Here is a 23,656-nt window from a genome sequence, read left to right as displayed (position 1 = left end):
CAAGATAGGATGGTTGAATAGTGAAAATAAAACGACAACGAACCCAAGGTCGAAGCTCGCTTCTGGCACTTATCTTGGTTATTTTGCTTACAGGCTGCGCATATCCACAAGAGCTACGGAAAGAGAATCAAATTAATCCTGCCGAATTTATTACTGTGGTGCAACAAGCTGTAGATAGCTATCATGAAAAAACAGGCGTACTTCCCATTAAGAATAGCGAGATGACGACACCACTCTATGAGAAGTATGTGATCGATTTTCCTAAACTAAAAAAAACGAATCTGCTCAGTACGGTCCCAGCGAACGCATTTGAAAGCGGTGGTGTCTTCATCTACGTACTGGTTGATGCCGAAACGAAGCCTACTGTGAAGCTAATGGATCTGTCTGCCTATCAAAGTGTGGAAGATGTGCAGAAGAAAGTGAATGATTACATAACGAAGCATGGTGGCAATATGCCGCAAGGGGTCGCCATGAATGAAGCCTTTGCCTATGTAGATTTCAAGTTGATAGGGATGAAAGAACCTGATATTAAATCCGTGTATAATCGAAAAAATGCCATTACGTACATTCTAAATAAGCAAACGGGAGAAGTATCCATTGATTATGCGATGGATATCAACACGTTCATTAAGAATAATACTTTAGAAAGTTCCTTGAAACCGGATCAGGATTTGAGGCAGATTCTCGTAGAGAAATCCTACTTCGTGCCGATTCGTAGCGTTTCCTATGCTTGGAAAGATAATCAACCTATGCCTCAGAATTGAATTTAAGCAAACCTCTTACCCATGTGTAAGAGGTTTTTTTGTCTTTATAGAATAAGCGGAACCGACTGATCATATATTCTTTCGAAAGCCGTATGTGCTTCATAAAATATGAGCGAAAAAAAGTTGGAACGCATCTATCATATTTCTATCGAAAGTACATATATTTTTACTAGTCCAAATGAATGTACGAGTAGTCAATTGTTACCGTCACTAGCGTCAGTTGACGACCAAACTGTAGGAGGGATTCTCTTGGAGAAAGTGGATATCTTTAAGGACATTGCAGAACGAACGGGAGGGGACATTTACCTGGGGGTTGTCGGCGCAGTCCGGACAGGGAAATCAACCTTTATTAAGCGTTTTGTGGAATCTGTAGTGCTTCCGAACATTCAAAGCGAAGCGGATAGGATCCGGGCTACCGATGAACTCCCGCAGAGCGCTGCTGGCCGCACGATTATGACAACGGAGCCGAAATTCGTACCGAATACGGCGGTTCAAATTTCTGTGGCCGAAGGGTTGAACGTAAACGTTCGCCTTGTTGATTGTGTCGGATATGCAGTCGATGGCGCCAAAGGCTATGAAGACGAGAACGGACCTCGGATGATCAATACACCATGGTTCGATGAGCCTATTCCTTTCCAAGAAGCGGCTGAGATCGGAACACGGAAAGTCATTCAAGAGCACTCCACATTGGGTGTTGTGGTTACGACAGATGGCACGATTTCGGAAATCCCGCGGTCTTCCTATGTATTGGCAGAGGAAAGAGTTATTAATGAACTCAAAGAAGTCGGGAAGCCGTTCATTGTGATCATTAACTCTCAGAAGCCAAACAGTGAGCCTGCACTTGAGCTGCGCAGCGAGCTGCAAAGCCGCTATGACGTTCCAGTTGTAACAATGAGTGTAGCTAGCGCTGGAGAAGAAGAAATGGTCTCCGTGCTTCGTGAAGTCCTGTATGAGTTCCCGGTTCATGAAGTGAATGTGAACTTGCCTAGCTGGGTTATGGTTCTAGATGAGAATCATTGGCTGCGGACACAGTTCGAAGCATCCGTTCGCGATACAGTACAGGATATCAGACGCTTACGCGATGTTGATCGTGTTGTCAGTCAATTTGCTGAATATGAGTTTATCGACAAGGCTGCCTTAGCAGGGCTGAATATGGGGCAAGGTGTAGCAGAAATTGACCTCTTTGCACCAGATGAACTCTATGATCGTATTCTCGTCGAAGTCGTTGGTGTTGAGATTCGCGGGAAGGATCATCTTCTCCAGCTTATGCAGGATTTCACACATGCGAAAAGGGAATATGATCAATTCGCTGAAGCTCTTGAGATGGTCAAAACAACCGGGTATGGGATAGCGCCTCCTACACTTGCTGAGATGGCGTTAGATGAGCCTGAGTTAATCCGTCAAGGCTCCAGATTCGGTGTACGTCTAAGAGCTACAGCACCTTCGATTCATATGATTCGAGTGGATGTAGAATCCGAGTTCTCACCGATTATCGGAACAGAGAAGCAAAGTGAAGAGCTGGTACGTTATCTCATGCAGGATTTTGAGGATAATCCGCTCAAGATTTGGGAGTCCGATATTTTTGGAAGATCACTGCATTCGATTGTGCGAGAAGGCATACAAGGCAAGCTTGCCCAAATGCCAGATAATGCAAGATACAAACTTCAAGAAACGCTTGGACGTATTATTAACGAAGGCTCTGGAGGCTTAATCGCCATTATTTTGTAAGGAAATGTGGACAAAAAACATCCGAAAGGGTGTTTTTTGTCGTTTAATAGCGGAAAGTCCCACATAAAATGGAAATAGATACTTGAAATTGCTCCCTGAGTGTATTACTATGAATTTATTCGTCTGCTTTCAAAGTTCATTTTGCTTAGAAAATCAACGATTTTTCAGAAGTTTATGTATAATTTCTAGGAAAACGGTGAAAACAGGAAGTAACGGTAGTGAGAAATTTTGGGGGGAGGTGAATGGCATGAATAAATCTGAATTGATCAACAAAGTTGCGGAAACATCTGAGCTTTCCAAGAAAGACGCAACGAAAGCAGTAGATGCTGTTTTTGATGCAATTTCTGAAGCATTGCAAGGTGGAGATAAAGTACAATTGGTTGGATTTGGTAACTTCGAAGTTCGTGAACGTTCTGCTCGTAAAGGACGCAATCCACAGACTGGTGGAGAAATTGATATCCCAGCTAGCAAAATCCCAGCTTTCAAACCTGGTAAAGCACTTAAAGATGGCATTCAATAATTTGTATTTATACATAGGATTGAACGTTACATAATTATAAAGCCGTGGCCGCGAAATGCGGGTAACGGCTTTATTTGTTTTGCCTGAAAATGGCTTTACAATTTGAAATTCTCCTACTATACTAACAAAAGTGAATGCGTTATTATTGGCTGTAAACATGACGGGGTATGGCGCAGCCTGGTAGCGCGCACCCTTGGGGTGGGTGAGGTCGCACGTTCGAATCGTGTTACTCCGATTATGACAGAGACATCGGTGTTCGATGTCTTTTTCTAATGCCATGAAACCAACCGAATTAGCATTCATATGATGGAATCTCTTGGATTACGTAGGGGGTACAAGGTTGACTAAATTGAAGTTGAATGAGCTTATAAAGTCACTGGATTGGACAATGTTCGGTATAATTGCTTCTATTTTCTTGATTTGGCAAATTGGTACGGTGGGTAATTGGAGTAAAGAATGTTGGATATTACTGTGTATCTGCTTATTAGGCGTACGGAAGGATCAGATCGATGTAGATTGGAAACGCTTTTTTCTTATAGGCATTCCACTATTAGGTGTTTTTTATTATTTTTATGGGACAGGCAATGGATTTTGGTGGAAAATTGCGAACTGGATGTTTGAAAATAATCGGCATCCCTGGCGGTGGGACAGCTACATGAACGTGATCCCGTTGAATACGGGGGGATGGGCAAGGTGGATTTCAACACCATTTTTGGATAGAGCAATGGTATGGGTGTACAACTATGGTTTTGTGCTTTCACTTTGGATCTGTATTGTTCGCAGCTTCTGGACGCGTAGTATCAAAAAAATGTTGTCTTACGCGCTTTCAGGACATATGCTGCAATTTCCGCTTATTTTGCCTTTTTATAATTTGATTCTGCTTCATGAAGTATGGTATGTAAATAAGCAGCCTGATTTACTTCATCGTGTGTTTGCGGATGAAAACTCCTTATTAGTAGCAGTTATGAATTGCTTTCCTAGTATGCATACGTCCATTTCGTTTGCAATGCTGCTGCTTGCACTGCGGGAGAAGGATCGCATCTTCAAATACATGATGGTCACGTATTGTTCGGCTATTATATTTTCGACGCTGTATTTGCAAATTCATTGGCTGATCGATGTGATCGCAGGCATGTTATTCGCCTATGGAACCGTTAAATTGACGGATCTTCTTATTCGCTTAGGATCAAAGCATGCATTGCCAGCGAAGTTCAAACGATTTTATAGGAAAAGCGCAACAACAGCACCTTCTGAATTAACTAGCTAGTACATGTTGACTTCCAGTTGCTTTTTTTGGCATCATTAGGTAAGGGATTTAGGTTAGGGAAGGGCGGAGGATGGATATGGAACAATCGAATAAACCAGATCAAACAAACTCGAACGGTAACGAGTATTTTGTGATTAAAGCGAAAGATAATGGTGTTCATGTGATTGGATTAACTCGTGGACAAGACACACGTTTTCATCATACAGAGAAACTAGACAAGGGTGAAGTTATGATTGCTCAGTTCACTGAGCATACATCCGCGGTTAAAGTAAGAGGCAAAGCTTTGATTATGACCAAGTTTGGTACAATCGATACAGAAGAATAAGAGATTATCCCCATAAACGGCTACAACGGCCTTCTTGGACGTATGTGTTTAACAAGAAATACATCCAAGTTATCGTATGGAACAACAGAATACATGTATTTTCAGAAAAGCAGGCATAGCCTGCTTTTTTTCTATGTACAATGGTGTATAGGACTTGTTTATTTGGATAACCTGTTGGTTATTTGGCTCCTGCATATGCTTAGGGGGTGTTGATTGTGAAATGGTCAATGCGTATTGTAATCACACTAGGGATTTCAGTTGTTGTTGCGATTAGTCTATCCATGTTACCAAAGATGGATCTTTCATCAGGCTTAGGATCTGCCTACACATGGTCCAATAATCGAGGGGGACAGCTCACCGAAAATAACTTAGCTGATCTTCTGGTTCAAATTCCACTGCAGCTCCGAATACGGAAAGTAGAGCTGAGTACGTCGCGGTTGTCTCTTGATTTAAGTTTGCCCAAAAATGCGGAGACGATTGCGGTATATCGTGATTTGTATACAATTGCACAGACCATGCTAGTCAAAACTAAAAATGTCGATCAAGTGTGGGTACGCATTATTGACTATTCCGGCCCGACCAATACAGCTTCCACTCAGCTTGTCTTGGCTATGGTTGCACAGCGTGAATTCGGCGAAGATATGGAGAAGAAGCCGTCAGAGCTTAGTTTAATTCAATTGGAGCAAGAGCTTCAGAACCGATTTCGCATCACGTACACCTCCAAGTGGCAACAAAAGTATCCCCTATAATTTATTGTGCTTCTATTAACGTGTTATGCTATAATAATTTGGATTGAGACATCCAGTTTCATTAAATGATATTTGGCATACGGTTACGGAGGCTTTTGCATGAATTCTTATCGGATCCCTGAGATCGCTAAGCAGTACACGGAGTATGATATGATCCAAATTCACACAGACTTGCCCGATTTTCCCGAGTTGCGCACACGTCTGTTGTTTGCATTCTTGAATGAAAATAACAAACTAAGCTCATTAAGTGAATTATTTACTTTAGCAACAGGACTTGTGCAGCTAGGACTCGATACTCATGATCTTGTGACAGTGTCCAATGAAGTCAAGGAGAAGAAGGCATCAAGATCACGGCAGTTAAAAGTGCTTGCAGGAGATTACTTTAGTGCGAGATTTTATCATCTACTAGCTAAAACAGGGCAGATCGATATGATTAAGCAACTTTCAAATGCAATCTGTGAAGTAAATCGCTTAAAGATGACCAGCTACACGAAAATGAAACAGCTGAAAATGACGGCAGAAGATTACATTCACCTCACGGTGGAAATTAAATCTCAGCTTTTTTTGTCTTTTTCAGAAGTCATGTTTGGTCATAACAAACAAGCATGGCCTGAAATTCTGAGAGGCTTTGTGAGATGTGAACTGTTGTTCACAGAAATTTTCCGGATTGAAGCCATTTCTAAGTTCAGAGGCAGTTGGGGTTATTGGCATATTAGCCAGCACGGCACACGAGAAGAGCGGAAGCTATTGCAAGGTGAAGAGGTAGATACGACGAAGGTTCGTACACTTCTACATAAATACAATATTTCTTCACAGTTGTATCAATTGCTGAACATTCAAACGAAGCAATTGCAGGACTTTGTAAAGAAGCTTGAATCGGATATGCTACAAAGTGAACTCTTTCACATGGGAGAGCCCTTTTTACGATTTGCTGGGGAACATCCTAAAGTGTTAGAAGAAATTTAAGGGGACCTGGGGAATGAGTGTAAGCAATACGAATAGTGAAAATAAAAAAGCGAAAAGTAAAGAAGAATTTGTACATGGTGTTTTTGAAAGCATCGCACCTAAATATGACTTGATGAATAATATCATTAGTTTTAATCGTCACAAAGCATGGCGTAAATTTGCAATGAAGAAGATGAATGTACAGCCTGGGGCTACAGCAATCGATTTGTGTTGTGGAACTTGTGACTGGACCATTAGTCTTGCTCAAGCTAGTAGAACTGGGAAAATGGTTGGATTGGATTTCAGCCAAAACATGTTGGATATTGGTGCCGAGAAAATAAAACAACAGCACTTGGATCAGCAGGTCGAACTTATACAAGGAAATGCGATGAGTCTTCCGTTTGACGACAATACGTTTGACTTTGCTACAATCGGGTTTGCTTTGCGTAATGTGCCCGATCTCGAACAAGTCATTCGAGAAATGCAACGTGTCGTTAAGCCCGGAGGGCTAGTTGTGTCTTTAGAGCTATCCAAACCAACATGGCAGCCATTTAAGTCCATCTATTATGTATATTTCCGACATATCATGCCGTTCCTCGGTAAATTGATTGTTAAGAAATATGAGCAATATAAGTGGTTACCGGAATCATTAATTTCGTTTCCAGATCATAAGCAACTCGCGGCCATCTTCTCGAAGAATGGTTTGGATCACGTACAGGCGCATCCACTCTTCGGTGGTGTAGCGGCGCTACATGTAGGGACAAAAGGTAATAAGAAATCAGGAGTGTAATTCACATATGTTTACTAAACTAAAGATTTTTCTCGAAATGATTAAATTCGAACACAGTGTGTTTGCTTTGCCATTTGCTTTCATGGGAGCTATTCTCGGTTCCGTTGTATGGCAGGGACACTTACCTAGCTGGGCGCAGATCGGTTGGATCACCTTAGCTATGGTAGGTGCACGCACGGCCGCGATGGCATTGAATCGTGTAATTGACCAAGCCATTGACAAGCGTAATCCAAGAACAGAGAATCGAGCAATTCCTGCCGGGCTCATTTCAATACCGCAAGTTATTCTCTATATCATCATCTCGTTTGCAGTTCTTTTCTGGGCAACCTATCACTTAAGTGCTTTGTCCATGAAGCTTCTACCCATTGCCGTGTTCTTTCTTGTGATATATTCCTATACCAAAAGGTTTACTTGGACATGCCATTTTGTACTGGGCTTAACCTTGGGGCTTGCCCCGCTTGGCGGTTGGATTGCAGTTACAGGTCAATTTACATGGTCGTCGATCATCTTTTTCCTAACAGTTGCATGCTGGAGTGCTGGTTTCGATCTTATATATGCTTGCCAGGATGCCGAGTTTGATCGCAAAGAAGGGTTGCACTCATTGCCAAGTCGATTTGGCATTAAAGCAGCACTACTAACAGCACGCGTACTGCATGTCTTAACTGCAATCGGTTTAGTCTCCTTATTTTTCATCACGCATCTGAGTTGGTTGTATTTGGTGGGTCTTGTTATTGCTTATATATTGCTGTTTAAAGAACATAGACTCGTTACTCCGCAGGATTTGTCCAAATTAAACACGGCTTTCTTCACGATGAATGGTGTATTGAGTTTAGTCATGTTTACTTTCACATTACTTGATGTACTTGTGAGTAAGCACTCATGAGCAACGGAAACTGGGTCGTTGGAATTTCGGGTGCGAGTGGAGCGATCTACGGCGTACGATTATGTGAAGTATTGTTGGATCTTGGTTTAGATGTGCATCTTATTATTACAGATGCGGGTTGGCGTGTTCTGCAGGATGAACATGACTGGAGTGTTACAAAACGTCAAGAGGTACTTGAGAAGCACTTCGGTGGACGAGCAGGCTCGTATGAGTATCATCCCGTAGCGAATATTGGTGCGACCGTGGCAAGTGGTTCTTTTCAAACCAGAGGGATGGTTGTGATTCCGTGCTCGATGGGCACGTTATCTGGCATTGCGCATGGATCGTCCGATAACTTGCTTGAGCGTACCGCGGACGTCATGTTAAAAGAAGGAAGAAAATTAATTCTGGTGCCAAGGGAAACACCTTTGCATGCTATACATTTAGAAAATATGCTTACCCTAACAAGAATGGGTGTGCGAATGATACCGGCTATGCCAGCCTTCTATAATCGTCCGCGCTCAATCGATGAGATGGTTGACTTTTTGGTAGGTAAAGTAATGGATAGCATGGAGATTGATCATTCCTTGTACCGCAGATGGGGAGATATTGATGAGCAACCTAGACCCTAAAATCCGAATAGGTCGAATCAATTATACAAACGTGTGGCCGATCTATTATTATTTTCCTGAACTGATGAATAGTTCAGATGTCGATATTATTGAACAGGTACCCACATCTCTTAATAAAGCAATGGCTGAAGGCCAAATTGATATGGGGCCCATATCTTCTTTTTCATACGGTCAATTTTTTGAAGAGTATATGCTTTTCCCGGATTTATCCGTTAGCTCCTATGGTGAAGTCAACTCGATTCTACTTTTCCATGACAAACCATTACGAGAAATCGTGAACGGGAAAATCATTTTACCTACGACGTCTGCGACTTCTGTCAATTTACTTAAAATTATTATAGAAAAATTTTATAATGGTAAACCGACGTATGAATATGCGAAGCCAAATCTAGATCAAATGATGGAGGGAGCAGATGCTGCTCTTCTCATTGGGGATGATGCCATTAAGGAAAGCTGGCGGAATCAAAAGTATATGATTACAGACCTCGGTCAAGAATGGGCCAAATGGACGGGGAAATGGATGTCGTTCGCTGTCTGGGCAATCCGCAAAGAAACGATTCGTGCCTATCCAGAGCTTGTAACTACTATTTTTGAAGCATTTAAGGCAAGTAAGGAAAAGGCTCATCGGGAGCCAACGTATATGATTGAAGAGGCACAAGCTACCGTGGGTGGTACTTCCGACTATTGGCATCATTATTTTCATACATTGTGTTATGATTTCGCGGCTGAGCAGTGGGATGGTCTTAATTCTTACTATCAGTACTGTTTTGAACTTGGTTTCTTACCGAAGCCAGTTCAGATTGGCATTTKGGAAGATACTAAAGTGGCACGGGTGACCGAATGAAAAATTTGTTGGATATATATGCAAGAAAAAGAAGAGATATTTCAGCGATAGAGAAAGAGCTGGAAGAAAGTGTGAATAACGATCACTCTTTACTAAGAGAAACTTCGATTCATCTACTTAAAGCGGGAGGAAAACGGATTAGACCCGTTTTCGTTCTTCTTTCTGGTGAATTTGGTCATTATGAACTCCAAACGATGAAAAATGTAGCAGTGCCATTAGAGCTTATTCACATGGCATCTCTTGTGCATGATGATGTTATTGACGATGCGAACACACGACGTGGTCAATTGACAGTTCGCTCCAAATGGGATAATCGTATTGCTATGTTTACTGGGGATTATATTTTTGCAAGAGCACTAGGTGTGATTACTCAGATTCAGGACCCGAGAGTTCACCAAATCATGTCAAAAGCAATTGTTGAAATGTCCATTGGAGAAATGGAACAAATTCGTTTTTTCTTTCATTCCGAGCAAACCATTCGTGACTATTTACTTCGCATTCGACGCAAAACTGCGTTATTAATAGCAATCTCCTGTCAATTAGGCGCGATGGCTTCAGGCGCTCCTGACTGGGTAAGCACTAAGTTGTATAATTTTGGATATAATGTAGGTATGGCCTTCCAAATTAGGGATGATATTCTGGATTTAACAGGTACCGAGAAACAGATCGGGAAACCGCCCGGAAGTGACGTCAAGCAAGGGAATATTACGTTGCCAGTGATCTTGACCCTGCAAGATCCAGTTTTAAAGCCAATGATATTGACAGAACTTGATCGAATACATAAACTGGATGGACAAACGGATGTAAGTCGATTCTTAGAAATGATTCGTGGCAGTGCTGGCATCAAGGAAGCCGATCGACTTTCCCAGGTATATATCGATAAAGCGATTTCGTCATTAGACACACTGCCGGATTACCAAGCAAAGAAAGATCTCATCGAAATCGCTCATTTTATCGGGAATCGATCGTATTAACCAGTTTACTGACGAAAACTTAAGTGGATGCTTACGAAGTCGGTTTTCTGGCGAAAACTTAAAGGAGGTAGTCTTTCAATGGAAAAAACATTTCTCATGGTTAAACCAGATGGTGTACAACGGGGGCTTGTTGGCGAGATTGTAAAACGGTTTGAACAGAAAGGTTTTCAATTGATTGGCAGCAAGTTGACGGTTATTTCCCGAGAACAAGCCGAGATCCACTATGCAGAGCATAAAGGTAAAGATTTTTTTGAAAGACTTGTGAATTTTATTACATCAGGACCTGTTTTTGCGATGGTATGGCATGGTGATCAAGTTATCGCGTTGTCGCGAACTATGATTGGCAAAACGAATTCATTGGAAGCCGCACCTGGAACCATTCGCGGTGATTATGCTGTACATACGAATCTCAACCTGATTCATGGGTCTGATTCACCTGAAAGTGCTGAGCGTGAAATTAATAACTTTTTTCAGCCAAACGAAATTTTTACGTATTCAAAAAACATACAAGAATGGATCTAATCTCTCACTGCAAGAATCTGTTATCTGATACGATACAGGTTCTTTTTGTTTTTTTATGAAGGAATTTGGTAAATCCACACAGAATGTATCAAGGTACATATTGATCAAGGTGGGTGGACAGCATGGAGGATCAAGATTTTTTGTTGTTTATTAAAAAAATAAAGGAACACACGTCCATTGATCTTGCGTTGTATAAGGAAGCGCAAATGAAGAGACGATTAACTACCTTGCGATTGAAGCGGGGTTACAATACTTTTATTTCTTTTTTTGAAGCGATGATGAAGGACAAGGAACTGTTCTATGAGTTTTTGGATCGGATGACGATCAATGTTTCTGAATTTTGGAGGAACCCGAATCGTTGGGAGCTTGTCGAACAGAAATTTATACCAGAGATGCTGAAGCGGAATCGCCGATTGAAAATTTGGAGTGCAGCCTGCTCCACAGGTGAAGAACCGTACACACTAGCTATGATTTTAGCTGAGCAAGGTGCGTTGGCTGAGACGAGCCTACATGCGTCAGATATTGACGATGGTGCTATAGAGAAAGCACGTAAAGGGATGTACTTGGATCGTTCCGTGCGTGATGTACCAGCTAATTATGTGAAGAAATATTTTAAACAGGATGGCTTAATGTTTCATGTTTCGGAAGAACTCAAAAAGTCAGTCAAATTTCAGAAACAAAATTTGCTTGTTGATACATTCGATAGCGGTTACGATCTTATCGTGTGCCGTAATGTCATCATTTATTTCACAGAAGAAGCCAAGCATGTGCTGTACCAGAAGTTTGCCAAAGCCCTTAAACCAGGCGGTCTGCTTTTCGTAGGCTCGACAGAACAGATTTTTTCACCTGGTCAATATGATTTGGAAGCGGCTGAAACGTTCTTTTATCGGAAGAAAGGAGTATAAGAACTTCCTTATTTTCCAATACTAAGATGTAGCAGTTCAAAGTGAAGGAGAGACAACAGGCTTTGAACAATGCATACACGCTTAGGGGGCTATCATGGACAAACGCAAGGTGATTACCGCTTATCGCAGAGGAATGATTTCCATTCAAGAATGTGCTCAAATTTTAGGAGTTGATTCCTCACAAATTACGGGTCTTATGAATGATCCTCAGCTTTGTGAGCCTCCGAGGGTCGTCCAGAAGCAACCTATGCACGGATAATACTAGTTCCTGTCTAGATGATGACACGCTTACGCGGAAGGGTTTGTCCCTGACCTGCGAAGCGTGTTTTTGCATTTGAGTTGTTGCCAAACCTGAGTAGCTATACTATAATGACAACAGATAATCGCGCGTCAAAGCGCTAAAGTGCTTGGTGCTGCAGCTTTTTTTCGTAGCACATGTAGTAAGTAGGCTCGGTTTTTCCATACTATTATGTTCATATACGGAGTTCGATGTTCTTCGTAAAATTCTTAGGGGGTAACGGATTGTGAGATATTTAACAGCAGGTGAAACGCATGGCCCGCAGCTCACTGCGATTATTGAAGGGTTTCCAAGTAATGTAAACCTTAACTTTGAAGACTTAAACCATCAATTACATAGACGTCAAAAAGGCTATGGTCGTGGTCGTCGGATGCAAATTGAGAAAGATACAGCTACCATTGCAGGTGGCGTGCGTCATGGTAAAACAACGGGTGCGCCAATCGCATTAGTCGTCGTGAACAATGATTGGAAACATTGGACTTCGGTTATGGGGATTGAACCCGTTGAAGAAGATAACGAAGGCAAACGCCGTGTGAACCGTCCTCGTCCTGGACATGCAGATTTAAATGGCGGCCTCAAATATAATCAAAAAGATTTGCGTAATATTTTGGAAAGATCAAGTGCTCGTGAAACAACGATGCGTGTAGCCACTGGGGCTGTTGCTCGTCAATTGCTAGCTGAGTTCGGGATTAAAGTAGCAGGACAAGTTATCCGCATTGGTGATGTTGAAGTAGAACGTCAAGAGCTTCCTGTTGATGAACTTATTCGGATTACAGAAGACTCACCAGTACGTGTTGTTGATAAAGAAGCAGAAGCGAAAATGATTGCCGCAATCGATGCTGCCAAAGAAGATGGCGATACATTGGGTGGTATCGTGGAAGTCATTATCGAAGGTGTACCCGTTGGACTTGGAAGCCACGTACAGTGGGACCGCAAATTGGATGGCAAAATTGCACAAGCCGTGCTTTCCATTCAAGCTTTCAAAGGTGTGGAATTCGGAATCGGTTTCGAAGCTGCAGAGCGCAGAGGCTCGAACGTGCATGATGAGATTCTGTATACGCAAGAAACTGGCTTTAGACGCAGAACGAATCGTGCAGGTGGATTCGAAGGCGGAATGACGACAGGCGAGCAAATCATCGTTCGCGGAGTAATGAAGCCAATTTCGACTTTGTACAAGCCTTTGCAAAGTGTAGATATCGATACGAAAGAAGTATTTACAGCCCAGGTGGAGCGTTCCGATACTTGTGCAGTGCCAGCAGCAGGCGTGATCATGGAGAATGTCATCGCTTGGGAAGTGGCTAATGCTTTCTTAGATAAATTCGGCGGAGACTCCATCGAAGAAATCCGCACGAACTTAGCGAATTTCCTCAAACAAGTGGAGAACTACTAAGATGAGAGAACTTACCGTAGAGCTTGGTGAACGGTCTTATCCCATATATATTGGCCAAGGCATTCTTACCAATATCTCGGCACTGTTCGATCGCGCGAAGCTCAGCCGCAAGTCGCCACTGCTCATCGTCACCGATGAATCGGTGGCGGCCTTGCACTTGGAGCGCGTCCTGACGCTGCTCCGTGACGGCGGCTTCGCCGCGACGGCCTGCGTCGTGCCCGCAGGCGAAACATCCAAATCCCTCGCGCAGCTCGAGGGAATCGTAACCGCCGCCCTCCAGGCGGGCCTTGATCGCAATTCTGCGATCATAGCCCTCGGAGGAGGCGTGGTCGGCGATCTCGCCGGCTTCGCTGCGGCGAGCTTCATGCGCGGGATCCGCTTCGTGCAGATCCCGACGACCATCCTTGCCCACGACAGTTCTGTCGGCGGCAAGGTAGCGGTCAATCACCCGATGGCGAAGAATATCATCGGGGCGTTCCACCAGCCGGAGCTAGTCCTCTTCGACATCGACTTGCTGTTGACTTTGCCTGAGCGCGAAGTGAAGGCAGGCCTGTCGGAAGTGATCAAGCATGGCTTGATCTGGGATGCTGCTTTCACACAGTGGTGCGATGAAAACGCAGACAAACTGTTAGGGTTAGATCCAGAAGCGTTAAGTTATGCGCTTTACATAGGTTGTCAGGTGAAAGCGATCGTGGTATCGCAGGACGAACGTGAGAATGATCTCCGTGCGATATTAAATCTCGGACATACGATCGGTCATGCATTAGAAGCCGTAGCGGGCTACGGTGAGTTGTTGCATGGTGAGGCCATTGCTATTGGGATGGTCGGTGCGGCAAAGCTTGCCCAGCAGTTTGGCTACAGTGAGGACATTCATACAGTGACGAGAGGTTTGTTTGTGAAATACGGATTGCCGGTGAGCATACCGTCACATTTGGACACAGATCGCATTATGAGTGCTATGATGCATGATAAGAAATTCAAAGAAGGTTCGATGGTGTATATCATCCCAACTGAAATTGGTAAAGTCGAGATCCGTAAGGATGTTACCTCACAGCAAGTGAGAGAAATTGTTGACCTTCTAAAAGGGGAGAAATAACCGATGTACTTAAGGGGAATTCGTGGCGCGACAACAGTTCAACAGAATGATGCAGAAGAAATTCTTACTGCAACGAGTGAGCTTCTACAAGCAATTGTAGAGACGAATGATTTTCGTCCGGAAGATATTGGATCTGTTTTCATCACTGTAACAGCAGATATTACAGCGATATTTCCAGCAGTAGCGATTCGCTCTCTAGTAGGCTGGGAGCTAGTACCGTTGATGTGTTCTTTGGAAGTGCCTGTTGAGAACGCATTGCCGAAATGTATTCGTTTGATGGTTCAGGTAAACACAACCAAAACCCAAGCGGAGATGAACCATGTGTACTTGAAAGAAGCGAAAGCACTTCGTCCTGATATTGTTAAATTGACAAATGAAGCTACCCGGTAGTATAGTGAAATTAGATGAGTTTAGGTTAGTAGAGCAGAGTTTAGTCGAGTAGAGCAGAGCCGAGTTGAGATGAGAAAAAGTAAAGTAGCTATATGACCATTGGATCGTTCCCAGAGGGGGATCGTCTATTTGTTCATACCCAGCTTTTAATTTCTTTTTTTCACATTCATCCTGATCGTCTACTGAAACTAAAGTCAACCTCTACCCCTGGTAGAGGTTTTTTTGTATTCGAATAGAGTTTTGAGCGCCGCAGACCGCGAGTAGCTCACAAGCTGAGAGGGGATGTTTCCATGTATACACCTGAATTACAAGAAGTCATTCGTTTGTCCAAAGATTATAATCTGATTCCAGTGGTGCGTCATTTACTAGCTGATACCGAGACGCCAATACGTGTATTCCAACATTTATATCAAGAGCCTCGTGCCTTCCTTTTAGAAAGTGTAGAGGGAGGAGTGAAATGGGCGCGTTATTCCTTCTTAGGCAGCGATCCATTCTTGATGATCACGGCGAAGCATGGAAAAACAACGGTCGAAACGGGGTCCGAGAAAAAAATCACAGATGAGAAACCGATCGAAGTGTTGAAGGCTTACCTTCGTTCCTACTCCAGCCCTCAGCTTGCTGATCTTCCACGCTTTACGGGTGGTGCGGTTGGATTCTTCGGATACGATTTATTGCAATACTACGAGAAACTACCGGCTCATCAGATTGATGACTTACAAATGAATGATATTCAATTCATGTTTTGCGATCAGGTCATCGTCTTTGATCACTTCAAACAACAGATCAAAGTGATCGCAAACCTACATGTTCCCCAATTCGCAACAGATGCGGATATCGCGAAAGCGTATCAAGCAACCTGTGAGAAAATCGATGCCACTATTGAGAAAATTAAACGGCCTCTTAGTTCCGATACGATGACGCACAACCCGATCGTGTCAGAACCAGATTTGGGTGAAATTCGCTCCAATATTACGAAAGATAAGTTCATTGCCAATGTGAACAAAGCAAAGGAATACATTCGTGCCGGCGATATTTTCCAAGTCGTGCTCTCGCAGCGTTTTGAAATGGAAACAACGGTTTCTCCTTTACAGGTGTATCGAGTGCTTCGAACAATGAATCCGTCTCCTTATATGTATGTGCTGAAAATGGACGACGAGGTTATCGTTGGAACGTCTCCTGAGTTGCTAGTACGAGTGGAGGAAGAAAAAGTTGAGACGCGGCCGATTGCTGGAACAAGACCTAGAGGGAAAACACCAGAGGAAGATCACGCACTTGAGTTGGAGTTGCTGGCCGACGAGAAAGAACGTGCAGAGCATTTGATGTTGGTTGATTTAGGTCGAAATGATATCGGGCGTGTCTCCGAATTCGGGACGGTCAAATGTGATACGTTCATGGACATTGAACGCTACTCACACGTAATGCATATCGTTTCCAATGTGTCTGGCAAAATTGCCAAGGATAAGGATTTCTTCGATGCTTTTCTTTCCTGTATGCCTGCAGGCACGGTGTCTGGAGCACCGAAGCTGAGAGCGATGGGCATTATTGCTGAACTGGAGCCAGAGTCACGCGGTTCTTACGCAGGGGCAATTGGTTATCTAGGATTTTCCGGGAATTTGGACACTTGTATCACGATCCGGACGATTGTGTTCAAAAAAGGTAAGGCCTATGTGCAAGCAGGAGCAGGAATCGTTTGGGATTCTGTACCTGAGAGTGAATATCAAGAAACCGTGAACAAAGCGACGGCTTTGCTGAAATCAATTCGTATGGCAGAAGCCATGTTCAGTCCTGAGCCAAGACCTGTTAGCGATATTAACAAAGATTATTTTGTTAACTCATAGAAGGAAGGGGCATGGAAGAACATGAGTGGAACAATTTCGATACAGCAAGCTCTTGGTAAAGTAATTAGCGGCAATCATTTATCCCGTGAAGAAGCGCGTAGTGTTATGTCTGAGATTATGGATGGAGAGGCAACACAAGCACAAATCGGCAGTTTGTTGACGGCTCTTCGTATCAAAGGGGAAACCTTTGAAGAGATTACTGGGTTTGCGGAGACGATGCGAAGCAAAGCTGTGCAAGTGAACGTACACCAAAGTGACCTACTTGATACGTGTGGAACAGGTGGAGATGGTGCTGATACGTTCAATATCTCAACGACAGCTGCCATTGTAGCATCAGCAGGCGGTATCCGAGTAGCGAAGCATGGCAATAGAGCGATGTCGAGTAAAAGTGGTAGTGCGGATGTCTTAGAAGCGCTTGGCGTTAAGATTACACTGAGCGGGGAACAAGCTGCGAAATGCCTTGAGCGTACTGGTATTTGCTTTATGTTCGCACAGGCCTATCATCAATCGATGAAGCATGTTGCAGCACCTCGTAAAGAACTTGGCTTTAGAACGGTTTTCAATTTGCTGGGACCGTTAACGAATCCTGCTGGAGCAGATCGCCAAGTCCTTGGGGTTTTCGACAGAACCAAGACGGAGATGTTAGCACAATCGTTGCAAGCACTCGGCTTGAAGCGTGCAATGGTTGTTGCCAGTGAGGACGGCTTGGACGAATTCAGTATCTCTGCACCTACAAAGGTGTCTGAGCTGAAGTCGGATCTTATCACGACTTATACGATTACACCTGACGATTTAGGTCTTCGTGCACATAGTATCAAAGACGTAGCGGGTGGAGATGCTGCCCTGAACGCAGAAATTATTCGTCATATTTTTGCTGGTGAGAAAGGGCCTTATCGAGACATCGTGCTAGCGAATGCAGCGGCATGCTTCTATGTAACCGGTCATGTAGGCACTCTTCAACAAGGCGTGAAATTAGCTGCAGAAGTCATTGATTCGGGACGTGCGGAGCAGAAATTGCAAGATTTAATCCAATATACAGGAGAACTATGCCATGTTTCTTGATAAAATTGTAGCTACAAAACGCGTTGAAGTAGAGGCGATGAGCGGTTTTTCGATCGCGGAGGCTGAAAAGTTAATTTCTCAGCTTCCACCTTGTTTAGGCTTTGAGCGGGCATTGACGCTGGGGAAAAATCGTTCGATGGGACTTATCGCGGAAGTGAAGAAAGCTTCGCCATCCAAAGGATTGATCCGCGCAGATTTCGAACCGGTGGGATTGGCTCAAGCTTATGAGCATGCAGGCGCCGATTGTATTTCGGTATTGACCGATGTTTCGTATTTTCAAGGAAGCAATGATTATTTGAAGGCTGTTCGTAAAGCAGTGAATGTTCCGTTGCTACGCAAAGATTTCACCATTGATCAGAAGCAAATCTATGAAGCAAGACTTCTGGGAGCAGATGCCATTCTGCTGATCGCAGCGATTTTGACAACAGAGCAAATGAAGCAGTATTTGACTCTAGCGAAGGATCTTGGCCTAGATGCACTCGTTGAGGTACATGATCGTGAAGAGTTGGAACGCGCACTTGAGCTGGATACCCAAATGATAGGTGTTAATAATCGGAATTTAAAAACCTTCGTAACCGATCTAGGAACAACAGAAGAATTAATAAGCTTTATGCCAAAAGGTAAAACTGTTGTGAGCGAGAGTGGGATATCTACCGTTGAAGATATGGCTTATGTTGAGAAAGTAGGGGCACAAGCTGTACTGATCGGAGAGCATTTCATGCGACAGCCCGTCGTTGAACAAGCGGTTCATCAGTTGATGGGTGAGCTGGTCAACAAGGCCTAATTATAGGTAGAAAGAGGCGGATTTGATGACTGTGGGAACGATTCCAACGGTAAAAATTTGTGGACTTCAAAGCGTTGAAGTGTTAAAATCAATCGTACATTTGCCGATAGCTCATATCGGCTTTGTTTTTGCACCAAGCAAGCGACAGGTTACGCCGGAGAAGGCAGCCGAGCTGATTGCTTATTTGAAATCTGAAGCGGCGGATGGTCACACAGTGCCTCTTACAGTTGGCGTTTTTGTCAATCCAACGAAAGAGCAGTTGATTGAAATTTTAGCTGCAGCTCCTCTGGATATCGTGCAACTTCATAGTCAGGAAACACCGGCTTTCTGTGGATGGGTTCGTGAACAATTTGGTGTACAGGTATTTAAATCGGTTTCTATCTCCAAAACAGAAGATTCCATGCCTTCACTAACCGAAGTGGCAGCACAACTAGATCCTTTTATCGGGCAAGTAGATGCCATCTTATTAGATACCTTTGACCCTGTATATGGTGGCGGTTCTGGGACAACTTTTGCTTGGGATTGTATACCTGTTTATCAAGAATGGGCTCGTTCTGCTGGTATTCAATTGCTAGTAGCTGGCGGACTTCGACATGATAACGTAGATCAATTAGTACATGCTTACGCTCCTGATGGCGTTGATGTATCGAGCGGCGTGGAGACAGATGGCGTGAAAGATATTGCGAAAATAACCGCGTTTGTGGAAAGGGTGACCCGTAAGTGACACAAGTACCTGATCAGCAAGGTAGATTTGGCAAGTTCGGTGGCCGCTATGTGCCTGAGACATTGATGAATGCCTTACATGAGCTTGAAGAAGCTTATGCGCGATATAAAGATGATCCTGAATTTATTGCTGAAGTTCGTTATTTGCAGAAGCAGTATTCCGGTAGACCTACTCCGCTTTACTATGCAGAGCGCTTAACCGAGCTACTCGGCGGAGCGAAGATTTATTTGAAACGTGAAGATTTAAACCATACAGGCGCACACAAAATTAATAACACCATCGGACAGGCCGTACTTGCAAAACGCATGGGTAAGAAAAAGATAATCGCGGAAACTGGGGCAGGTCAGCACGGAGTTGCTTCAGCGACAGTCGCGGCTTTAATGGGCTTTGAATGTAAAGTATTCATGGGCGAAGAAGACACGAAACGTCAACAATTGAATGTGTTTCGCATGAAATTGTTAGGTTCGAAAGTTATTCCTGTTACTTCTGGAACGCGCACATTGAAAGATGCTTGTAATGAAACATTGCGTTACTGGGTAAGTAACGTTCAAGATACGTACTATATTCTTGGATCCGTAACTGGACCACATCCGTATCCAATGATGGTTCGTGATTTCCAGCGCGTGATCGGGGATGAGTCCCGTGAGCAAATCTTGGAAACAGAAGGTAGATTACCTGATGCAGTAGTTGCTTGTGTTGGCGGAGGCAGTAACGCGATGGGGATTTTCTATCCATTCGTCCAAGATGAGACCGTGAAATTAATTGGTGTCGAGGCAGCGGGTCGCGGCGTTGATACGGAGGAGCATGCAGCAACCATGACCAAAGGAACGCCAGGTGTATTCCAAGGGTCACTCAGTTATTTGCTTCAGGATGAGTATGGTCAAGTGTTGCCAGCGCATTCGATCTCAGCCGGCTTGGACTACCCGGGAATTGGTCCCGAACATGCATATCTCAAAGATGCTGAGCGTGCTGCTTATTATCCAATAACGGATCAAGAAGCACTGGATGCGCTTCAATTGTTGAGCCGTACAGAAGGTATCATTCCTGCTCTCGAGAGCGCACACGCCATTGCCCATACGCTGAAATTAGCACCGACGATGACGAAGGATCAAATCATTATCGTGAGCTTGTCAGGCCGCGGCGATAAAGATGTGGAATCCATTATTAGTTATCTTGGCGAGGGGGTATAAGCGATGAACCGTATTGACAGTCGTTTTGCAGAACTCAAAGCGCGCGGTGAAACCGCAATGATCCCTTTTCTAACGATAGGTGACCCATCGATTGAGGCATCTTTGGAGCTGATTCTAGAAATGGAACGCGCTGGCGCGGATTTAATCGAGCTTGGTGTTCCTTACTCGGATCCACTCGCAGATGGCCCTGTCATTCAGCGCTCTTCCGAACGCGCTTTGAAACGTAAAATTTCCATCTTTGATGTAATCGATGTAGCTAAACAGGCAAGGAATCGCGGATCACAGCTGCCATTCATCCTTTTTACCTATTATAATCCGGTTCTCCAAATTGGTTTGGAGCGTATTTTCAAAGTGATGCAAGAGAATGAAATCAGTGGCATTATTATTCCAGATCTTCCTTTGGAAGAAGATAGTGAGACTAGAGAGATTGCTGAGAAATATGGCGTTCATTTGATTCCATTGGTTGCACCAACATCGAATGAACGTGTACAACGTATTGCTTCAAGTGCTCGTGGTTTCGTTTATTGTGTATCTTCCCTTGGGGTCACTGGCGAGCGCGCTGAATTTTTTGGCGACATTGAAGATTTTCTTACAACCGTTCGTGAAGCCGCGTCTGTTCCCATTGTTGTAGGCTTCGGCATATCTTCGCGTGAGCAAGTTGAACGCTTTGAAAAGCTGTGCGATGGTGTTGTCGTAGGAAGTGCGATTGTCCGCACGATTGAGAGCGCATTAACACATTTCCAAGAGGATGCTGCTCATCCGGAAGGTCTTAAGCAAGTAGGTAACTTTGTAGGTCAATTAAAACGTACGAACAACTAATTGATGAGGTGACTTCATGAAACCGAAACAAACCATTATACATTTACCAGTCTACCAACCAGGTAAGCCTATTGAAGAAGTAAAGCGTGAGCTGGGCTTAACTGAAGTGATTAAGCTTGCTTCTAATGAAAACCCGTTCGGGTCATCTCCACATGTGAAGGCTGCTATTGAAGCTGAAATTGCAAATATTAGTCTGTATCCAGATGGAGGTGCCGTACAGCTAACAGAAGCTGTAGCAGCTTCATTGGGAGTAGAGACGAACCAGCTTATTTTTGGCGCAGGCTCGGATGAAGTTATCCTGATGTTGGCGCGTGCTTTCCTTGTACCAGGTGACGAGTCCGTCATGGCTTCACACACTTTCCCTCAATACAAACACAATTGTGAAATCGAAGGTGCAATCTCCATTGAGGTGCCATTGAAGGATGGTACTCATGATTTGGATGCAATGGCTGCTGCCATTACAGATCGCACGAAAATCGTATGGATCTGTAATCCGAACAACCCAACGGGTACGATGAATACAGATGCGGAAATTAAAGCTTTTTTAGCTAAAGTTCCTGCGCACACGATTGTTGTTCTTGATGAAGCTTATTGTGAGTACAACACAACAGGTGAGTTCCCGGACAGCATTGAGCTAATCGGTCAATACAAGAATGTGATCTCTTTGCGTACCTTCTCCAAAATCTATGGGCTGGCTTCGCTTCGTATTGGTTATGGTATTGGGCATCCAGATGTCATTCGTTCGATTAATCAAGTGCGAGAGCCCTTCAATACGACTCGCTTCGCACAAGCTGCTGCTCTTGCGGCGATTAATGATCAGGATTTCATCGCAAGCTGTCGGGAAGCGAATACTGCGGGTTTAAACTACTTAGAAGAACAATTTAAACAACTTGGGCTGCACTCGTTTCCTGCTCATGGGAACTTTATTATGGTGGACGTAGCACGTCCAGCAGCAGACGTATTCAACGGCTTATTGCGCCGAGGGCTAATTGTTCGTGGTGGTCATATGTTGGGCTTCCCAACATCATTGCGTGTCACCATTGGTTCAAGTGAGCAAAATGCCAAATTCATTGCGGCTCTAACGGAAGTTCTTGCAGAGGTTCCTGTTCTAGTCTAAATCAGAAGATAAAGGTTGATTCTTGTCATGACGAAAATAGCAATATTCGGAGTAGGTCTGATCGGTGGATCTCTTGCCTTATGTTATAAAGGAAAACCAGACTTTACCGTTGTCGGACATTCACCCAATCCGAATTCCGTCGAAAAGCTGCTGAAACGCAATGTTGTTGACCATGCAACTACCGATATGGCAGAAGCGGTGGATGGGGCTGATTATATCTTCCTATGTGTACCCGTGGGCAATCTGGAGGAATATGTTCAGAAGCTGATGAAGCTGCCCTTGAAACAAGGCTGTATCATTACGGATGTGGGCAGTACGAAAGCTTCCATTACAGAAAGTGCAGCAGTACACTTGAAGGAAGGCTACTATTTTATAGGTGGTCATCCGATGGCGGGCTCTGAGCGTCACGGGGTGGAAGCTGCTTCGTCGCATCTGTATGAGAATGCTTTCTATGTCTTGACTCCAGCAGAAGGCACGCCACAGGCTGAGGTAGATCGTCTGACAAGTCTGCTTAGTCATACGAAAGCGCAAATCGTGCAAGTCGATGCTCGTGAGCATGATGATATCGTCGGTGCAATTAGCCATTTACCGCATATTATTGCTGTTGCACTTGTTAATCAAGTAAGAAGCTATAACGAGAGTAATCCCTTGTATCAAAACTTAGCGGCGGGCGGTTTTCGAGATATTACTCGGATTGCTTCGAGCGAACCGACGATCTGGCGTGATATTCTCGTCAACAATCGTGAAGTGTTACTCAAGCTGCTCAAGGATTGGAATGATGAGGTTTCGCGATTCGTTCAACTGATTGAGCAAAGCGATGGAGAAGGGATTGCGGAGCAGTTTCGTATTGCTGGCGAATTCCGCAGTAAGCTACCGGAACGTCGTAAAGGTGTCCTCACTTCCTTATTTGATATTTATGTAGATGTACCCGATCACCCGGGTATTATTGGCTCCATTACATCGCTGCTCGGAAATGCTCGAATCAATTTGAGCAATATTCAAATTATTGAAAGCCGTGAGGATGTTCCTGGTATTCTCCGATTGTCTTTCCGTAACCAAGAGGAAGCCGATCGTGCTTCGGAGTTATTGGGCAAAGAATATGCGGTGCATGTATAAATTTT

Annotated in this window: 26 protein-coding genes and 1 tRNA gene; all 27 read left to right on the top strand. The window is 43.9% G+C overall.

Going from position 1 to position 23,656, the window contains the following annotated elements; translation table 11 throughout:
* Positions 1–20: 20 nt before the first annotated feature.
* The 27 genes from AB4114_RS01360 to AB4114_RS01230 all read left to right on the top strand — a co-directional run bounded on the left by AB4114_RS01360 (position 21) and on the right by AB4114_RS01230 (position 23,651).
* Positions 21–764, top strand: a complete 744-nt coding sequence (locus AB4114_RS01360; protein ID WP_441986780.1) for a hypothetical protein — start codon at positions 21–23, stop codon at positions 762–764.
* Positions 765–1,013: 249 nt separating this feature from the next.
* Entirely contained in the window at positions 1,014–2,492 is a 1,479-nt protein-coding gene (gene spoIVA / locus AB4114_RS01355) for a stage IV sporulation protein A (RefSeq protein WP_441986779.1), read from the top strand.
* Between the two features lie 247 nt (positions 2,493–2,739).
* The gene (locus AB4114_RS01350; protein ID WP_056614405.1) at positions 2,740–3,012 is read left to right on the top strand and encodes an HU family DNA-binding protein; all 273 of its coding nucleotides are present in this window, start codon (positions 2,740–2,742) and stop codon (positions 3,010–3,012) included.
* 161 nt (positions 3,013–3,173) lie between these two features.
* Positions 3,174–3,247, top strand: a tRNA-Pro gene (locus AB4114_RS01345).
* A 105-nt stretch (positions 3,248–3,352) separates the two neighbouring features.
* Complete coding sequence (locus AB4114_RS01340) at positions 3,353–4,279, top strand: phosphatase PAP2 family protein (RefSeq protein WP_441986778.1); 927 nt, start codon at positions 3,353–3,355, stop codon at positions 4,277–4,279.
* A gap of 76 nt (positions 4,280–4,355) precedes the next feature.
* A complete protein-coding gene (gene mtrB / locus AB4114_RS01335; RefSeq protein ID WP_441986777.1) occupies positions 4,356–4,604 on the top strand; it encodes a trp RNA-binding attenuation protein MtrB in 249 nt (82 codons plus the stop codon).
* Positions 4,605–4,819: 215 nt separating this feature from the next.
* Entirely contained in the window at positions 4,820–5,353 is a 534-nt protein-coding gene (locus AB4114_RS01330; RefSeq protein ID WP_441986776.1) for a hypothetical protein, read from the top strand.
* 99 nt (positions 5,354–5,452) lie between these two features.
* The gene (locus tag AB4114_RS01325) at positions 5,453–6,319 is read left to right on the top strand and encodes a heptaprenyl diphosphate synthase component 1 (protein WP_441986775.1); all 867 of its coding nucleotides are present in this window, start codon (positions 5,453–5,455) and stop codon (positions 6,317–6,319) included.
* Positions 6,320–6,332: 13 nt separating this feature from the next.
* Positions 6,333–7,088: a demethylmenaquinone methyltransferase gene (locus tag AB4114_RS01320; RefSeq protein ID WP_171628821.1), complete on the top strand. Its 756-nt coding sequence runs from the start codon at positions 6,333–6,335 to the stop codon at positions 7,086–7,088.
* A gap of 7 nt (positions 7,089–7,095) precedes the next feature.
* Positions 7,096–7,971: a UbiA-like polyprenyltransferase gene (locus AB4114_RS01315; RefSeq protein WP_056614378.1), complete on the top strand. Its 876-nt coding sequence runs from the start codon at positions 7,096–7,098 to the stop codon at positions 7,969–7,971.
* Positions 7,968–8,582 carry a UbiX family flavin prenyltransferase gene (locus tag AB4114_RS01310; protein WP_441986774.1) on the top strand — a complete coding sequence of 205 codons (615 nt, stop codon included), beginning with the start codon at positions 7,968–7,970 and terminating at the stop codon, positions 8,580–8,582. Before AB4114_RS01315 ends, AB4114_RS01310 begins: the two co-directional genes overlap by 4 nt.
* A complete protein-coding gene (locus tag AB4114_RS01305; protein WP_441986773.1) occupies positions 8,563–9,426 on the top strand; it encodes a menaquinone biosynthetic enzyme MqnA/MqnD family protein in 864 nt (287 codons plus the stop codon). The genes AB4114_RS01310 and AB4114_RS01305 overlap by 20 nt, the downstream gene beginning before the upstream one ends.
* Positions 9,423–10,400, top strand: a complete 978-nt coding sequence (locus AB4114_RS01300; RefSeq protein ID WP_441986772.1) for a polyprenyl synthetase family protein — start codon at positions 9,423–9,425, stop codon at positions 10,398–10,400. The genes AB4114_RS01305 and AB4114_RS01300 overlap by 4 nt, the downstream gene beginning before the upstream one ends.
* Positions 10,401–10,478: 78 nt before the next feature.
* Positions 10,479–10,922, top strand: coding sequence for a nucleoside-diphosphate kinase (ndk, locus tag AB4114_RS01295; RefSeq protein WP_441986771.1), 444 nt, complete (start codon positions 10,479–10,481; stop codon positions 10,920–10,922).
* A gap of 122 nt (positions 10,923–11,044) precedes the next feature.
* On the top strand, positions 11,045–11,827 hold the full coding sequence (locus AB4114_RS01290; protein ID WP_441986770.1) for a CheR family methyltransferase: 783 nt from the start codon (positions 11,045–11,047) through the stop codon (positions 11,825–11,827).
* Between the two features lie 94 nt (positions 11,828–11,921).
* Positions 11,922–12,086 (top strand): hypothetical protein, encoded by a 165-nt coding sequence (locus AB4114_RS01285; RefSeq protein WP_164483568.1) that lies wholly within the window; start codon positions 11,922–11,924, stop codon positions 12,084–12,086.
* A gap of 265 nt (positions 12,087–12,351) precedes the next feature.
* Positions 12,352–13,515, top strand: coding sequence for a chorismate synthase (aroC, locus tag AB4114_RS01280; protein ID WP_441986769.1), 1,164 nt, complete (start codon positions 12,352–12,354; stop codon positions 13,513–13,515).
* Position 13,516: 1 nt separating this feature from the next.
* Complete coding sequence (gene aroB, locus AB4114_RS01275; RefSeq protein WP_441986768.1) at positions 13,517–14,611, top strand: 3-dehydroquinate synthase; 1,095 nt, start codon at positions 13,517–13,519, stop codon at positions 14,609–14,611.
* A 3-nt stretch (positions 14,612–14,614) separates the two neighbouring features.
* Entirely contained in the window at positions 14,615–15,001 is a 387-nt protein-coding gene (gene aroH / locus AB4114_RS01270) for a chorismate mutase (protein ID WP_441986767.1), read from the top strand.
* A gap of 290 nt (positions 15,002–15,291) precedes the next feature.
* Positions 15,292–16,839 (top strand): anthranilate synthase component I, encoded by a 1,548-nt coding sequence (trpE, locus tag AB4114_RS01265; protein WP_056614334.1) that lies wholly within the window; start codon positions 15,292–15,294, stop codon positions 16,837–16,839.
* A 21-nt stretch (positions 16,840–16,860) separates the two neighbouring features.
* The gene (gene trpD, locus AB4114_RS01260) at positions 16,861–17,901 is read left to right on the top strand and encodes an anthranilate phosphoribosyltransferase (RefSeq protein ID WP_441986766.1); all 1,041 of its coding nucleotides are present in this window, start codon (positions 16,861–16,863) and stop codon (positions 17,899–17,901) included.
* A complete protein-coding gene (gene trpC, locus AB4114_RS01255) occupies positions 17,891–18,685 on the top strand; it encodes an indole-3-glycerol phosphate synthase TrpC (protein ID WP_441986765.1) in 795 nt (264 codons plus the stop codon). Before trpD ends, trpC begins: the two co-directional genes overlap by 11 nt.
* Positions 18,686–18,710: 25 nt before the next feature.
* Complete coding sequence (locus AB4114_RS01250) at positions 18,711–19,409, top strand: phosphoribosylanthranilate isomerase (RefSeq protein ID WP_441986764.1); 699 nt, start codon at positions 18,711–18,713, stop codon at positions 19,407–19,409.
* Positions 19,406–20,599 carry a tryptophan synthase subunit beta gene (trpB, locus tag AB4114_RS01245; protein ID WP_441986763.1) on the top strand — a complete coding sequence of 398 codons (1,194 nt, stop codon included), beginning with the start codon at positions 19,406–19,408 and terminating at the stop codon, positions 20,597–20,599. Before AB4114_RS01250 ends, trpB begins: the two co-directional genes overlap by 4 nt.
* A 3-nt stretch (positions 20,600–20,602) precedes the next feature.
* Positions 20,603–21,418, top strand: a complete 816-nt coding sequence (gene trpA / locus AB4114_RS01240) for a tryptophan synthase subunit alpha (protein WP_441986762.1) — start codon at positions 20,603–20,605, stop codon at positions 21,416–21,418.
* Positions 21,419–21,434: 16 nt separating this feature from the next.
* Positions 21,435–22,535 (top strand): histidinol-phosphate transaminase, encoded by a 1,101-nt coding sequence (gene hisC / locus AB4114_RS01235; RefSeq protein WP_436244583.1) that lies wholly within the window; start codon positions 21,435–21,437, stop codon positions 22,533–22,535.
* 27 nt (positions 22,536–22,562) lie between these two features.
* On the top strand, positions 22,563–23,651 hold the full coding sequence (locus AB4114_RS01230) for a prephenate dehydrogenase (protein ID WP_441986761.1): 1,089 nt from the start codon (positions 22,563–22,565) through the stop codon (positions 23,649–23,651).
* Positions 23,652–23,656: the final 5 nt, after the last annotated feature.

Origin of the sequence: Paenibacillus sp. 2RAB27 (assembly GCF_052115445.1) — a bacterium.
Lineage (GTDB): Bacteria > Bacillota > Bacilli > Paenibacillales > NBRC-103111 > Paenibacillus_E.
Note: the sequence above shows the minus strand (reverse complement) of the source record. Positions and strands in the feature narration are given on the sequence as shown.